This is a genomic window from Arthrobacter sp. 7Tela_A1 (assembly GCF_049311065.1).
In the GTDB taxonomy this organism is placed as follows: Bacteria; Actinomycetota; Actinomycetes; order Actinomycetales; family Micrococcaceae; genus Arthrobacter_B.
Genome location: NZ_JAXIOO010000009.1, coordinates 1 through 13,825, shown reverse-complemented (window position 1 = coordinate 13,825; position 13,825 = coordinate 1). Strand labels below are relative to the sequence as shown.

10 protein-coding genes are annotated in these 13,825 nt (G+C 65.9%); 5 read left to right on the top strand and 5 right to left on the bottom strand.

The window, feature by feature from the left end; translation table 11 throughout:
• The first annotated feature begins 43 nt into the window (after window positions 1-43).
• Together TVB01_RS05745 and TVB01_RS05740 are read left to right on the top strand one after the other, a co-directional pair.
• Complete coding sequence (locus TVB01_RS05745; RefSeq protein WP_422454827.1) at window positions 44-1,519, top strand: amino acid ABC transporter substrate-binding protein/permease; 1,476 nt, start codon at window positions 44-46, stop codon at window positions 1,517-1,519.
• Window positions 1,516-2,244 (top strand): amino acid ABC transporter ATP-binding protein, encoded by a 729-nt coding sequence (locus tag TVB01_RS05740; protein ID WP_422454825.1) that lies wholly within the window; start codon window positions 1,516-1,518, stop codon window positions 2,242-2,244. The genes TVB01_RS05745 and TVB01_RS05740 overlap by 4 nt, the downstream gene beginning before the upstream one ends.
• A gap of 70 nt (window positions 2,245-2,314) precedes the next feature.
• Here the strand turns inward: TVB01_RS05740 and TVB01_RS05735 are convergent, their stop codons facing one another.
• A complete protein-coding gene (locus tag TVB01_RS05735) occupies window positions 2,315-3,448 on the bottom strand; it encodes a serine hydrolase domain-containing protein (RefSeq protein ID WP_422454823.1) in 1,134 nt (377 codons plus the stop codon).
• 152 nt (window positions 3,449-3,600) lie between these two features.
• The gene (gene glnA, locus TVB01_RS05730) at window positions 3,601-5,025 is read right to left on the bottom strand and encodes a type I glutamate--ammonia ligase (RefSeq protein WP_422454822.1); all 1,425 of its coding nucleotides are present in this window, start codon (window positions 5,023-5,025) and stop codon (window positions 3,601-3,603) included.
• A 261-nt stretch (window positions 5,026-5,286) separates the two neighbouring features.
• On the opposite strand from glnA, the gene TVB01_RS05725 reads away from it, so the two are divergent.
• Entirely contained in the window at window positions 5,287-5,733 is a 447-nt protein-coding gene (locus TVB01_RS05725) for an RDD family protein (RefSeq protein WP_422454820.1), read from the top strand.
• Between the two features lie 63 nt (window positions 5,734-5,796).
• Here TVB01_RS05725 and TVB01_RS05720 read toward each other — a convergent pair whose 3' ends face one another.
• The 3 genes from TVB01_RS05720 to lipB form a co-directional block, all read right to left on the bottom strand.
• Complete coding sequence (locus TVB01_RS05720; RefSeq protein WP_422454818.1) at window positions 5,797-6,549, bottom strand: DUF4191 domain-containing protein; 753 nt, start codon at window positions 6,547-6,549, stop codon at window positions 5,797-5,799.
• A gap of 114 nt (window positions 6,550-6,663) precedes the next feature.
• The gene (lipA, locus tag TVB01_RS05715; protein ID WP_422454817.1) at window positions 6,664-7,668 is read right to left on the bottom strand and encodes a lipoyl synthase; all 1,005 of its coding nucleotides are present in this window, start codon (window positions 7,666-7,668) and stop codon (window positions 6,664-6,666) included.
• Window positions 7,665-8,378, bottom strand: a complete 714-nt coding sequence (gene lipB / locus TVB01_RS05710; RefSeq protein WP_422454815.1) for a lipoyl(octanoyl) transferase LipB — start codon at window positions 8,376-8,378, stop codon at window positions 7,665-7,667. Before lipB ends, lipA begins: the two co-directional genes overlap by 4 nt.
• A 191-nt stretch (window positions 8,379-8,569) precedes the next feature.
• On the opposite strand from lipB, the gene TVB01_RS05705 reads away from it, so the two are divergent.
• Both TVB01_RS05705 and TVB01_RS05700 read left to right on the top strand, forming a co-directional pair.
• The gene (locus TVB01_RS05705; protein ID WP_422454813.1) at window positions 8,570-10,219 is read left to right on the top strand and encodes a serine/threonine-protein kinase; all 1,650 of its coding nucleotides are present in this window, start codon (window positions 8,570-8,572) and stop codon (window positions 10,217-10,219) included.
• A 10-nt stretch (window positions 10,220-10,229) separates the two neighbouring features.
• Window positions 10,230-13,748 (top strand): S41 family peptidase, encoded by a 3,519-nt coding sequence (locus TVB01_RS05700; RefSeq protein ID WP_422454811.1) that lies wholly within the window; start codon window positions 10,230-10,232, stop codon window positions 13,746-13,748.
• Window positions 13,749-13,825 lie beyond the last annotated feature (77 nt).

The window sequence follows — 13,825 nt, the reverse complement described above, 5'->3', positions numbered from 1 at the left end:
TTGCTGCGCATCGCCGCGAACCATTAGCTAGGAGACGTTTACTTTGCACAGTGGCAAACGGGCGCTGAAAAGCCCGGCCTCACTCGCGGTTCCCCTCACGTCCCTGCTTGCAGCGCTGGCGCTGCTGCTGGGCATCCCCGCAACCGGGGCCTTCGCGGCCACCTCACCGGCGCCGGACAGCGTGGCGGGCAAAACCTACACCATCGGTACTGACACCACCTTCGCTCCCTTCGAGTTCCGCGAAAACGGCGAGCTCGTCGGCATCGACATCGACCTGATGAACGCGATTGCGGAGGACCAGGGCTTTGCCGTGGAAATCCGTTCCCTCGGGTTCGACGCCGCCCTTCAGGCGCTGCAGTCCAACCAGGTCGACGGCGTGATCGCCGGCATGTCCATCACCGAGGAACGCCAGAAGGTCTTCGACTTCTCGGACCCGTACTTCGAGTCCGGCATCCAGATGGCCGTGGCGGAGAACAACAACGACGTGTCCGGATACGAAGATCTGGAAGGCAAGCGGGTTGCCGTCAAGACCGGCACGGAAGGCCAGGCCTTTGCCGAGTCCATCAAGGACGAGTATGGCTTCGACGTCATCGCTTTCGCCCAGTCGGCCCAGATGTACGACGACGTCAAGGCCGGCTCCTCGGTCGCAGTGTTCGACGACTACCCGGTCCTTGCCTACGGCATCAAGTCCGGCAACGGGCTGAAGACCGTCACCGACAAGGAAGTTGGTTCCTCCTACGGCTTTGCCGTGAATGCGGACACCAACCCGGAACTGCTGGAGGCGTTCAACGCCGGACTCGCGAACCTGCAGGAGTCCGGCGACTACGACGAGATCCTGGACCGCTACCTGGATGCCGGCGCCGCCGATTCCAGCTTCTGGTCCCTGGTCACCGATAACGCACCCGCCTTCGCCAAGGGCCTGGGCCTGACGCTGCTGGCTACCGCACTGTCCCTGTTCTTCGCCCTGATCCTGGGTGTGATTTTCGGCTTCTTCAAGGTCAGCTCCAAGATTGTGCTGCGCGGTATCGCCACCACTTACGTGAGCATCTTCCGCGGCACCCCTGTCCTGGTGCAGGCCTTCTTCTTCTACTTTGGCCTGCCCCAGCTCATCGGCCAGCCGGTGGACGTCCTCACCGCAGGCGTCCTGACGCTGAGCCTTAACGCCGGTGCCTACATGACCGAAATCGTGCGCGGCGGCATCCAGTCAGTAGATCCGGGCCAGATGGAAGCGGCCCGCAGCCTGGGCCTTGGCTACGGCAAGACGATGCAGAAGATCATCATTCCGCAGGCCGTGAAGATCATGACGCCGTCCTTCATCAACCAGTTCGTGATCACCTTGAAGGACACATCGCTGCTGGCTGTCATCGGCTTCGCGGAGCTGACGTACCAGGCACAGCAGGTCTACGCGGTGAACTTCCGCACCGCCGAGGTGCTGATCATCGTCGCCGCCCTGTACTTCATCGTGATCACGCTGCTGACCAAGCTGGCGGACGTCCTGGATAAGAGGTTCAACAAGTGAGCAAGATCCAAACCATCGGCCTGCGCAAGTCCTACGGTCCGGTCGAGGTTCTGAAGGGACTGGACGTTGCTGTCGCCGAGGGCGAAGTGGTCTGCGTGATCGGCCCGTCCGGCTCCGGCAAGTCGACCTTCCTGCGCTGCCTGAACAAGCTCGAAGACATCACCGACGGCAAGGTCGTGATCGACGGCTTCGACCTCACCGACCCGAAGGTGGACCTGAACAACGTCCGCCAGCACATCGGCATGGTCTTCCAGCACTTCAACCTCTTCCCGCACATGTCCGTGCTGGAGAACATTATGCTGGCACCGGTGGAACTGAAGAAGGGTTCCAAGGCAGAGGTCCGAACCAACGCCCTGGCCCTGCTGGACCGCGTGGGGCTGGCGGACAAGGCCGATGCCCGTCCGGCACAGCTCTCCGGCGGCCAGAAGCAGCGCGTGGCGATCGCCCGTGCGCTGGCCATGAAGCCGGACGTGATGCTCTTCGACGAAGCCACCTCCGCGCTTGACCCTGAGATGGTCGGCGAAGTTCTCCAGGTCATCCGTGACCTCGCCAAGGAAGGCATGACCATGGTGGTGGTCACGCACGAAATGGGCTTCGCCCGTGAAGTTGCCGACCGGGTGGTCTTTATGGCTGACGGGCTCATTGTGGAGGAAAACTCCCCGGAGGAACTCTTCGGGAACCCGCAGTCTCCGCGGCTGCAGGACTTCCTGGCCAAGGTCCTCTAAGGCCAACGCTGACGACGACGGCGGTGCAGTGCCCGGCTGGGCGCCGCACCGCCGTCGTGCGTTGAACCTGTCAGTCCGGGGCTGCTTCGCTGCGCGCCTGGCCGAAGGGCGCCCAGAACCAGTCGAAGCTCTCCTCCGGCCCGGTCATGAAGCGCTGGGTAAAGACCACCCCGATGTCCCCGTTCGGATAGACAGCGGCGCTGGTGCCGGAACCTCCCGCCCAGCCCCACATGCCCGGTTCGGACCAGCTCGCTCCCGGACCGGTCTGTACCGCACTCATAAAGCCCCAGGACTCCTCCGGTCCGGCCAGTTCGGCAAATCCGGTGCGCTGGGCCTCCGTGAGCTGGTCGGAGGTCATCTGGGCTCCCAGGCCGGTTGGAAGCAGGACGTCATCCGCCAGCGCCGCCAGGAACGCCACGTAGTCCGGAACGGTGGAGACAAGGCCGCCTGCGAGGGACTCAAAGACCGGCGGTGACGCGAACGCGTCCTGGTAGGCTGCTGCCTCGAGAAGACCGTCGGCCGTGGCTTCATAGGCTGCAGGAAACTCCTCCTGCCCTGTCGGGAAGCCTGTTCGGGTAAGCCCCAGGGGGCCGGTGATGCGCTCCGCCAGCAGCTCCCTCAGCGGTATCCCGGCGACTTTCGGCAGGAGCACGGACAGCACATCGGCACCCGCGTGGTACATCCACCGGTCACCGGGCTGCGCAGCGAGCGGAAGGCTTCCCAGCCGGGCCATGTATTCGTCCGGACCCAGGGCCGGGGGATGGGGGCCCCACAGCAGGTCGCGGGTAGCCGCGGCGTAGGGCGTGGGCCCGAAATCGATGCCAAAGCCTGCAGTCATGGTCAGGAGGTGGCGGAGGGTCATCGGCCCCCGGGCCGGACCAGTCACGGCCAGCGGCGCGTCGGGCGTGGCCAGTACCCGGAGTTCGGCCAGCTCGGGCAGCCAGCGGGAGACGTCGTCGTCCAGTTCCAGGGTCCCGTCCGCAACCAGCGACAGGGCCAGTGCGCCTCCCACCAGTTTGCTGAGGGAGGAGATCCGGAACGGCGTTACGGGGCTCATCGGACGGGGGTTTTCGAGTCCATAGGTTCCGGCCGCGTGCACCTCCACCTCGCCGCCGACCCGTACGCCCGCCACGAGCCCCGGGCACCATCCCGAGGAAACCTTGGCGTCCAGGCTGTCCCACAGTCCATCGGTTATTCCAGGCATGGATCCACCCTGTCCCAGGCCCCGGGGCGGGTCAACCCTGACCCGAAACCACGCGTCGCCCGCCCCCGGACAACACAAAAAGGTCCGTACCCCGCCCTGCGGCAAGATACGGACCCTTGAGCGGAGCTTAGCCGCCTCAGCGGCGGGAAGTCCTAGACGCCGTAGTAGAGCTCGAACTCGTAGGGGTTCGGGCGCAGGGACAGCGGGAAGATTTCCTTCTCGCGCTTGTACTCGATCCAGGCATCGATCATGTCCTGGGTGAACACGCCGCCGGCCTGCAGGAACTCGTTGTCGGCTTCCAGCGCTTCCAGGGCTTCCTCAAGGGAGCCCGGAGCCTTCTGGATGTGCTTGGCCTCTTCGGCGGGGAGCTCGTAGAGGTCCTTGTCGATCGGGTCGGCCGGCTCAATCCGGTTCTTGATTCCGTCCAGGCCTGCCATGAGCTGCGCAGCGAATGCCAGGTAAGGGTTGGAGGAGGGGTCCGGAGCGCGGAACTCGATGCGCTTGGCCTTCGGGTTGGAGCCCGTGATCGGAATGCGGATACCGGCCGAGCGGTTGCCCTGCGAGTAGACCATGTTGACCGGGGCTTCGAAGCCCTTGACCAGGCGGCGGTAGGAGTTGACCGTCGGGTTGGTGAAGGCAAGGACGGCGGAAGCGTGCTTCAGCAGGCCGCCGATGTACCAGCGTGCGACGTCAGACAGCCCGGCGTAGCCCTTCTCGTCGTAGAAGAGCGGCTCGCCGCCGTTCCACAGCGACTGGTGGCAGTGCATGCCCGAGCCGTTGTCGTTGAAGACGGGCTTCGGCATGAAGGTGGCGGACTTGCCCCAGGCATCTGCAACGTTCTTGACGATGTACTTGAACTTCATCAGGTCATCGGCCGCGTGCGTCAGCGTGGTGAATTTGTAGTTGATCTCGGCTTGGCCGGCGCCGCCGACTTCGTGGTGGGAGCGCTCAACCTCGAGGCCGACGTTGTCCAGCTCGACGCAGATGGCGTCGCGAAGGTCAGCCTGCTTGTCCACGGGAGCGACCGGGAAGTAACCGCCCTTGAAGGGGGTCTTGTTGCCCAGGTTGCCGCCTTCTTCCTCACGGCCGCTGTTCCAGGGAGCCTCAATCGAGTCGACCTTGTAGAAGCTGCCCTGAGGGGCAGATTCGTACTGGACGTTGTCGAAGATGAAGAACTCGGCTTCGGGAGCGAAGAACGCGGTGTCGGCGATGCCGGTGGAAGCGAGGTAGGCTTCGGCGCGCTCGGCTACGCCGCGGGGATCACGGTGGTACGGCTCACCGGTGCGCGGGTTGACGATGGAGAAGTTCAGGGCGAGGGTCTTCTCGATGCGGAACGGATCCAGGAACGCGGTCGTCACGTCCGGGATCAGCTGCATGTCGGACTCGGCGATGCCCTGGAAGCCGCGGATGGAGGATCCGTCGAAGAGCTGGCCGTTGACGAAGAAATCGGCATCGACGGACTTTGCCGGCACGTTGAAGTGCTGCTGCACGCCGGGCAGGTCGGTGAATCGAATGTCGACGAATTTTACTTCTTCGTCAGCGATGAACTTGAGGACCTCGTCCGCATTCTTGAACATCGTTTTTATGCTCCTTTTACAGTTTGAGTGGAAGGGCCTCGGGCGGTGGACCTGTCCATGCACCGGGCGCCGGTTCCGCGACGGCCGGTAACAGCAGTAAGTCTAGGAGCGCCCCGTTACCCGCCCATGTCACCAATGTTTCGGCAACGTTACGTGCGCCGGGCGCCTTCCTCCACCCTAGCCTGTGTCCGCTCCCGGGGTCATAATTGGCGCCGTCACAGTGGGGGCGGACCGTGCAGCCCCACCCGGTAGTCTTAAAACGTGGTTGACAGAAGAAGCTTAGGTTCATGGCTCGAAGGCCCCCCGTCCGACGAAGAGAACTGGCCGGGACGGAGGCTCGGACGCCCTCGGTCCGGTCCCGGCTCGATTGCACGGGTGGGCCCTCGTCTGGGTGCCATTCTCATTGACTGGGCGCTTGCCTCGGTCATTGCCTACGCGTTCTTCGGCGGGACGGAAATTTCCATCCTCCTGGTGTTCGCCGCAGAGCAGATCGTCCTGGTGGGACTGCTGGGGTACAGCATCGGCCACCGGGTCTTCAGCCTCCAGGTACAGAAAATGGACGGAAGCGCCGCAGGTCCCTTGGCCGGCGTCGTCCGTGCACTCCTGGTGTGCCTGGTGATTCCACCCCTGATCTTTGACGCGGATCAGCGCGGCCTGCACGACCGGGCCATGGGCACCGTTCTGGTGAAGGTCAAGCACGGGCGCTGAAACCTCCCCGTAGACAAACGGAACGCCCCCGGCAGATTGCCGGGGGCGTTCGTTTTGCTGTGCTTAGCGGCCGCGTGCGGCCTTGCGGTCAGGGCGTGCCCGGTAGGGGTCGATGCCCTTGGGGATCGGCAGGCGCTGGCCGAGGGCGGAGAGCCGCTTGTTGACCGCCTGGACTTCCTGCTTGGTGAGCGACTTCTTGAGCTTCTTGACCTTCTTGGCCACCTGCTGCAGGGGCACCTGGCCCTCGCCGCGGCCGGTCTGGATGACGTGGACCGGCACGTTGGGAACGATGCGGTTCATCTTGCGGCGTTCGCCGTCGACCAGGACACGGACGCGGTTGGCAGGGCCTTCAGTCACCAGCACGATGCCGGGACGGCCGATCGCGCGGAAGACTGCGTCCTGGGTGCGGGGGCTGACTGCCACGGGCTGCTCTTCGAGGATCCAGCCCCGGCGCAGCACGGAGAGCGCAGCGCCGGAGGCACCGGGCTGCCCTTCGATCTGCGCGAAGGCGGCCCGCTCGGCGCGGCGGGAGAGGATGAACATGGCGGCCAGCAGGCCAAGCGGGATCGCGATGATGAGCATCGTGACCCAGTTGTTGATCAGGAAACCGATGATCAGGCCGATGGCGATGATGCCGAAGAAGGCCCCCACCATCCGCCAGATAACGCTGGGGTCGTTGCGCCGGGTCATCTTGAAGACATCGGCGATCTGTTTCATGCGGCCGGGCTGCTTGTTCTTCTTTTCCGCCTTCGGCTTGCGGGAGAAGAGGCCGCGGCGGGCGCCCTTGGATGCGTCGGAATCAGTGCTGTTGGCCATAATGCGTCAATTCTACGTGATGAAGTCCCCGCATCTTCTCCGCGTGACACGGCTGGCTGGAGCACCCGGCGGGATCATTCGCGCAGCGGGTTCCGTACGGGGGAAAACGCTTGGCTAGCGGCGCGCCAGGACTGCCGACGCTTCCTGTGCGGCTGTCCCGGAATCCCCGATGTGTGCAAGGTTCGCCGGAACCTGGCGTCCCTTCTTCCGCATCGCTCCCGCCCACAGCCTGCCGGCCCGGTAGGAGGACCGCACCAGGGGTCCGCTCATGACTCCCAGGAACCCCAGTTCCTCCGCCTCGGCGCTGAGTTCCACGAACTCTTCCGGCTTGACCCAGCGATCCACGGGGAGGTGGCGGTCGCTGGGACGCAGGTACTGCGTGATGGTGAGCAGGTCGCACCCGGCATCGCGAAGGTCCCGCATGGCATCCGTTACCTCCTCCCGCGTTTCGCCCATGCCAAGGATCAGGTTGGACTTGGTGACCATGCCCAAAGCCTGCCCCTGGGAAATGACGTCGAGGGAACGCTCATACCGGAAGGCGGGCCGGATCCGTTTGAACAGCCGGGGCACCGTCTCGACGTTGTGCGCGAACACTTCGGGCGCCGCGTCGCAGATCGCCTGGATGTATTCGGGCTTGCCGGAGAAGTCCGGAATCAGGATTTCGACGCCGGTGCCGGGGTTCACGGCATGGATTTGGCGGATGGTCTCTGCGTACAGCCAGGTTCCTTCATCCTCCAGGTCATCCCGGGCCACACCGGTGACCGTGGCGTAGCGCAGTCCCATGGACTGCACTGAACGTGCCACCTTCAGCGGTTCCATCCTGTCCAGTGCGGAGGGCTTGCCCGTATCGATCTGGCAGAAGTCGCAGCGCCTGGTGCATTCGGAACCGCCAATGAGGAACGTCGCTTCCTTGTCTTCCCAGCACTCGAAGATGTTGGGGCACCCGGCTTCCTCGCAGACGGTGTGCAGACCCTCCTTCTTCACCTGCCCCTTTAGCTGCACATACTCCGGTCCGATGTTGACCTTGGCTTTGATCCAGTCCGGCTTGCGTTCCACCGGAACGGCAACATTGCGCTGCTCGATCCGCAGGAGGCGGCGGCCTTCGGGGGCAAGTGTCACTTCAGGACTCCTTCGTTGTAGGTGCCGGACTCTGCCCGGGGTTCCGGGTCTGGGCGGACAGCTGGGGCATGCAGGGCGCCAAGGCTCTGCCGCAGCCGCGTTTCCACCTGTCCGACGACGTCGGCAGGTGTCACCGGCCTGCCGGTTTCAGCGCTGATCGAGGTGGTCCCGGCATCCGTGATGCCACACGCAATGATCTGGCTGTAGGGCGCCAGATCATTGCTGCAGTTCAGGGAGAATCCGTGCATGGTGACGCCGTGGTCCACCCGGATTCCGATCGCGGCGATTTTCCGGTCCTGGCGCCCGCCGGTACCGCGGATCCAGACGCCGGAGCGTCCCTCGATCCGTGCTCCGGCCAGTCCGTGGTCCGCGAGGACGCCGATCAGCGCTTCTTCGAGGGCGGAGACATAGTCGACGATGAGGACGGGGTCGGGAAGACGGAGTACCGGGTAGCCCACCAGCTGTCCGGGGCCGTGCCAGGTGAGTTTGCCGCCCCGGTCCACGTTAATCACCGGAGTACCGTCAAAAGGCCGCTCATGCGGTTCGGTGCGGCGGCCGGCCGTATAGACGGGAAGGTGTTCCAGCAGGAAGACGGTGTTTGCCCTGCTGCCGCCCCGAACCTCGCTGTGGGCGGTGCGCTGCAGCGCCCATCCGTCGTTGTAATCAAGGTAGTCCGGAGCGAGCCCTGCGCGCACGAAGTGCAGATCCATAGGGGACAGCCTAGTGGCTGTTCTCCAGACTTGCCGATGTGAATCACATCACGTTGCCGCCTGTCTGTGGATAACTCCTGCAGCAGGGTCGCGAACCCGCTAGAACTGTCCCCATGAACGCTATGGAGGACGTGCACCGTCCTGGGTTGGCCGGGCGGGCGCCGGACGGCGGCGGACACGGGGAGCAGACTATGCGCCGTCCAGTAGTGCCCGGTTCCGGGTGGCGCATCGGGCGGCTGCTCGGGGAAGGCCGCCACGGCACTGTCTGGCTAGCGGAGCGGTTGGCCGACGGCGCCGGTTTCGCCCTCAAGGTTCCGCACCGGCCGCAGGATACGGCGGAAGAGTTTGAACTCCGGCGCGAGACCGCCATCCTCGCCCGGCTGCAGCACGAGAACCTGCTTGGCATCCATGGGCTGCTGAACACGGAGCAAGGGCCCGCCCTGTTGCTGGAATACGCTGCAGGGGGCAGCCTGGCCGGGCTGCTGGCGCTCCGGGGAACACTTTCAGAGGGCGAAGTAGTTACCGTGCTGACGGCAGCGGCACGTGCCCTGGCCTGCCTGCACGCCGACGGTGCCGTTCATGGCGCCGTGTCGCAGGGGAACGTACTGTTCACGGAGCACGGCAAGCCGCTGGTGGCGGACTTTGGCACCGGCCGGATGTTCCCCGGGCAGCAGGAAGTCCCGGTGGGAAGCGCAGGGCTTGAGCCGGAGTTCCCTTCCGATGCAGGCTCCTCCGCAGCGGGGCCGGAGGCGGATGTTTTCTCGCTGGGAGCGCTGGGCTGGTTGATGCTGACCGGGCGGCCGCTCAAACCGGGCCTGCGTCCGCCGCTCGCTGTCGTGCTGGGCGGAGTAAACGCGCGTCTCAGCAGCCTCTTGGAAGCGGCCCTCGACGAGGACGCCGGAAGGCGGCCCACTGCGGAGGCATTCGCGGCCGCGGCATTCCGGGCTGTTGATGCTGAACCGGTGCATTTGCCGGCAAATGTCCCTTCCGGCCTCCGGCCTGACCCGCGGACCCGGCGTGCTGCCCAGGAGACTGCCCACCCCCACCCCCGGCGCGGGCGAAGGCGACGGCGGCGGTTCGGTTTGCCGAAAGCCTGGACATGGGGAACCGGGTACCCCCGGTCCGTAAGGGTGCGCCGGGCAGCCGGCGGGCGGTTCAGGAAGCTGTGGCTCGGCGCGGCAACGGGGGTCGTGGCGGTGACGGCTGCCTGGGGAGCCGTGGCCGTGCTGGCGCCGGAAATGCTCGGTCCCTCCAAGGAACTGCTGCTGCCTGCGGCAACGGACGTTCCCCCGGTTGGCGGTGCCGAAGAGAGTTCTGTGCCCGAAGCAGCGGGGGAGCATGTCCCCTCTGCGAGTGCCTCCGGCGACCGGGGACAGGCAGATCAGGACGTTCCTTCTGACGACGAGCTTTCCGTGCTGCAGGGCCAGGACCCCCTCGCCGCAGTGCATGTCCTGTCCGCACTGCGTGCCCGGTCCTTTGAACGCGGCGATCCGGCGCTGCTCGGCTGGGTCAACCTGGCTGGGTCCCCGGCGGAGGAAGCGGATGCGGCCGAGGTTGGGCGGCTCCAGGAGAAGGGTGAACGGCTTTCCGGCCTGCGCCTGGACGTCCTGCGGGCCGTTCCCAGGGGAGAAGGGGGCTCCGGGATCGAAGGCGAGCTCGTTGCAGTCGCCATGGGAAGCTCAGGTTTCCAGCGCGTCCAGGCTGACGGGTCCCCGGTTGGGCCGCCGGGCTCAGCCGCCGGGCGGGAGGTGGTGCTGGACCTGGTGCTGACAGACAGCGGGTGGCGGATCGCCGCCGTGCTCCCCGGCACGGAATCCGAGAGCGGGGGAGCACAAAGATAGGATCGGAGATATGAGTTCAACTCCCTACCTCCGTTATCCCAATCTCCACGGGGACCAGGTCACATTCGTAGCTGAGGACGATGTCTGGGTTGCGCCGCTTGCCGGCGGACGGGCATGGCGTATTTCGTCGCTGCAGCTGCCGGCGAGAAACCCCAGATTCTCTCCCGACGGGTCCATGATCGCCTGGACTGTCGTCCAGGGAGGAGCACCCGAAGTCGTCGCTGCCGACACGGAAGGCGGAAACTTCCGCCAGCTCACGTTCTGGGGTAACCAGCACACCCGGGTCCGGGGTTTCAGCCCGGCGGGGAACATCATTGCCACCAGTCCGTTCGAGTTTGAGGACCTGCGGCTGCGGTGGGCGTATGAGGTGCCGCTGGACGGTTCGGCGCCGTCCCGCCTGCCCTATGGGCCGGTGGACACGCTTGCGGCCGGTCCGGCGCTGGGGGACGAACGTCCCCTGGTCCTGGGGTCGGTGCTCAGCAGGGAACCGGCACGATGGAAGCGCTACCGCGGCGGTACGGCAGGAAAGTTGTGGATCGACGCGGATGGCAACGGCGAGTTCACCCGGCTGATGCCCCAGCTGGACGGGAACCTTGCCTATCCCATGTGGGTGCAGGGCAGGATTGCCTTCTTCTCGGACCATGAAGGCTATGGGAACATCTATTCCGTCACGCCGGCAGGCACAGACCTTCGGCGCCACACGGACTTCCAGGACTTCTATGTCCGGCATCCTTCCTCCGACGGCACGCGCGTGGTCTTCGAATCGGCCGGATCGCTGTGGCTGCTGGAAGACCTCGAGGCTGAGCCGGTCCGCCTCGACATCACGCTTGGATCCGCAGGCACCGGACGGCGTCCCCGTCCGCTCAACGTGGCCCGGCACCTTATGGCTGCCGCCCCGGACACCGCCGGGAAGTCCAGCGTGGTGGAAAGCCACGGTACGCTGCACTGGCTCACGCACAAGGATGGCCCCTCTCGCGTGATCGAAGCTACGGCCGGCGTCCGTGCACGCCTGGGCCGGCCGCTGGCCGGCGGGCGGGCCGTCTTCGTTGCTGACCCGGGAAACGAGGAAGCACTGTTCATCAAGGACGTGTTTGGCTCCCTTCCCGCTGGAGCCGAAAAGCGGGTGGTTTCCTCGGCAGTTCCGGCAGCACCGGCCGCGGTACAGGAGGAGCCTGAGCTGCCCAAACCGGTTTCGGCGTCGGGCGCTGCCCTGCCGGCTCATGTCACAGGGCAGGAAGAGACGCAGCCGCAGGATCCCTCAATGCCTTCGGGTACAGGAGCCTTCGAAGCAGTGCTCGCCTCCCAGGACACCGCTGCGGAGACCGGGCTCACCCGGATCGCGTTTCCCTCGCCGACACGGACCTCTGAGCTGCTTCCCAGTCCGGACGGGCGGCTGGTGGCAGTGGCAACGGAGTTCGGGCAGGTTTACCTCCTTGATGTTGAGGCAGCCGAGCTGTCCCTGGTTGCGGACAGCGGGCACGGGGCGGTGGACGACCTCGCCTTCAGCCCTGACTCCCGCTGGCTGGCATGGGCGGAACCAGTATCGGGCGAAGGCGCACGCACCCGGATCAGGCTCCGGAAGGCAGACGGCACCGAAGACCAGATCCAGGACGTGACGGACGGCAGGTTCCACGACCACAGTCCCTCGTTCACCCGGGACGGCCGGTTCCTCGCCTTCCTGTCGGAGCGCAGCTTCGACCCGGTCTACGACACCCACGGCTTCGACCTGGGATTCCCCACTTCCACCAAGCCCTTCATGGTGGCGCTGGCAGCTGCCACGCCGTCGCCGTTCGGCCCGGCAGCGCACGTGGTGGAGCCGGCCGGGCCTGCCGCGCCGGTGGAATCGGACGATCCCCAGGATGACCCGGGACAAGCAGCTGAAACAGCCGTTGACCTGGACCGGCTGGCCGAGCGCATCATTGCAGTACCCGTTCCGCAGGGGCGCTATTCCAAACTCCGTGCTGCCGACGGTGCCCTGCTCTGGCTCGCTGAGGACGTCTACGGCGTCACCGGCGACGGCCGGGCCACCTCAGCGGACCGTAACCCGGGCAAGCGGCTCGAACGCTTCGACCTGGGCACGAAGGACGTATCAGTCCTTGTCCCCGCACTCGGCGATTACGAGCTTAGCGGCGACGGCAGCACTGTGGTGCTGCGTCATGAGCACCGGCTCCGGGCGGTGCCCGCTGCTTCCCGGACAGAAGAGGACTCTGTCGAGAACATCACTGTGGACCTGACCCGCATCCGGGTTCTCCTGGAACCGGTGAAAGTCTGGGGACAGGCCTTCGATGAAGCATGGCGGCTGCAGCGCGACTTCTTCTGGACGCCGGATATGGGCGGCCTGGACTGGGAGGCCGTGCATGCCCGCTACCGTCCGCTGGTGGACAACCTCGGTTCTCATGACGACCTGGTGGATCTGCTCTGGGAACTGCACGGGGAACTGGGCACATCCCACGCCTACGTGACTCCGGCCCCGGTGGCTGAAGCCGGTGGATCCCAGGGTTTCCTCGGCGCAGACCTCCGGCCCGGCCCGGGCGGCTGGGAGGTAATCCGGATCCTTGATCCCGAGTCCTCCGACCCGCAGGCTATTTCCCCGCTGAGCGCCCCGGGCGCCGATGTCCGTCCCGGCGACGTGATCGCTGCGGTGGATGGCCTGCCGGTGCCGGAAGACAAGGGGCCGGCAGCACTGCTGGTTGGCGCGGGCGGGCGCGTGGTCGAACTTACCGTTCTCCGGCGCGAAGAGTCCGCAGCACCGCAGCATCGCAGGATCGCCGTCGTACCGCTGCGCAGCGAAGAACGCCTGCGTTACCAGAACTGGGTCAACGGAAACCGCCGGGCTGTTCGCGCAGCCTCTGACGGGCGCTTCGGATATCTCCACATTCCGGACATGGTAGCCAGCGGCTGGGCCCAGCTGCACCGGGACCTGGACAGCGAGGCAGCTAAGGGGGCGCTGATTATCGACGTCCGGCACAACCGCGGTGGACATACTTCGCAGCTTGTGGCCGAGCTGATTGGGAGGAAGGTCACCGCCTGGTCGCTTCCGCGCGGTCAGGAAGCGGGTACGTACCCTGCCCAGTCGCCCCGCGGGCCGGTCGTGATCCTTGCCGATGAGTTTGCCGGATCCGACGGCGACATCGTCACGCAGGTAGCGAAGCTCCGCGGCATTGGGCCTGTTATCGGCACCCGGACGTGGGGTGGTGTTGTGGGCATCGACGGACGGTTCCAGCTGGCGGACGGTACATCGGTCACCCAGCCGCGCTATGCGTTCTGGTTCACCGGGGGAGTCGGCTTCGGGGTCGAGAACCGCGGTGTCGAGCCGGACATTGAGGTCCCGTACCCGCCGCATTCCTATGCTGCCGGTGAGGATCCCCAGTTGGAGGCCGGGGTGGCGATCCTCAAGGAGATGCTCTCCGAGATCCCGACGGACCAGCCGCCGGCCCGGGAAGGGTACCCCGGACTTCGGCCCGCGCCGCTGCCGCCGAGGCCCCAGGCCGCTGCACGAGCACAGGCTCCCGGGGCAGCAGGAAAGTAGGCACCCGGCCGCAGTGAAAGAACTCTCTCCGGAAGGAGGGGCCTTCACTGCGGCCCGGGCCAGCCGGAATCCGGCGC

What these genes read in the sequence shown, in the direction of transcription:
- TVB01_RS05705 (WP_422454813.1), top strand. Translation starts at nt 8,570, where the DNA reads ATGCGCCGTCCAGTAGTGCCCGGTTCCGGGTGGCGCATCGGGCGGCTG.
- TVB01_RS05700 (WP_422454811.1), top strand. Translation starts at nt 10,230, where the DNA reads ATGAGTTCAACTCCCTACCTCCGTTATCCCAATCTCCACGGGGACCAG.
- glnA (WP_422454822.1), bottom strand. Translation starts at nt 5,025, where the DNA reads ATGTTCAAGAATGCGGACGAGGTCCTCAAGTTCATCGCTGACGAAGAA.
- TVB01_RS05720 (WP_422454818.1), bottom strand. Translation starts at nt 6,549, where the DNA reads ATGGCCAACAGCACTGATTCCGACGCATCCAAGGGCGCCCGCCGCGGC.
- TVB01_RS05735 (WP_422454823.1), bottom strand. Translation starts at nt 3,448, where the DNA reads ATGCCTGGAATAACCGATGGACTGTGGGACAGCCTGGACGCCAAGGTT.
- lipB (WP_422454815.1), bottom strand. Translation starts at nt 8,378, where the DNA reads ATGGATCTGCACTTCGTGCGCGCAGGGCTCGCTCCGGACTACCTTGAT.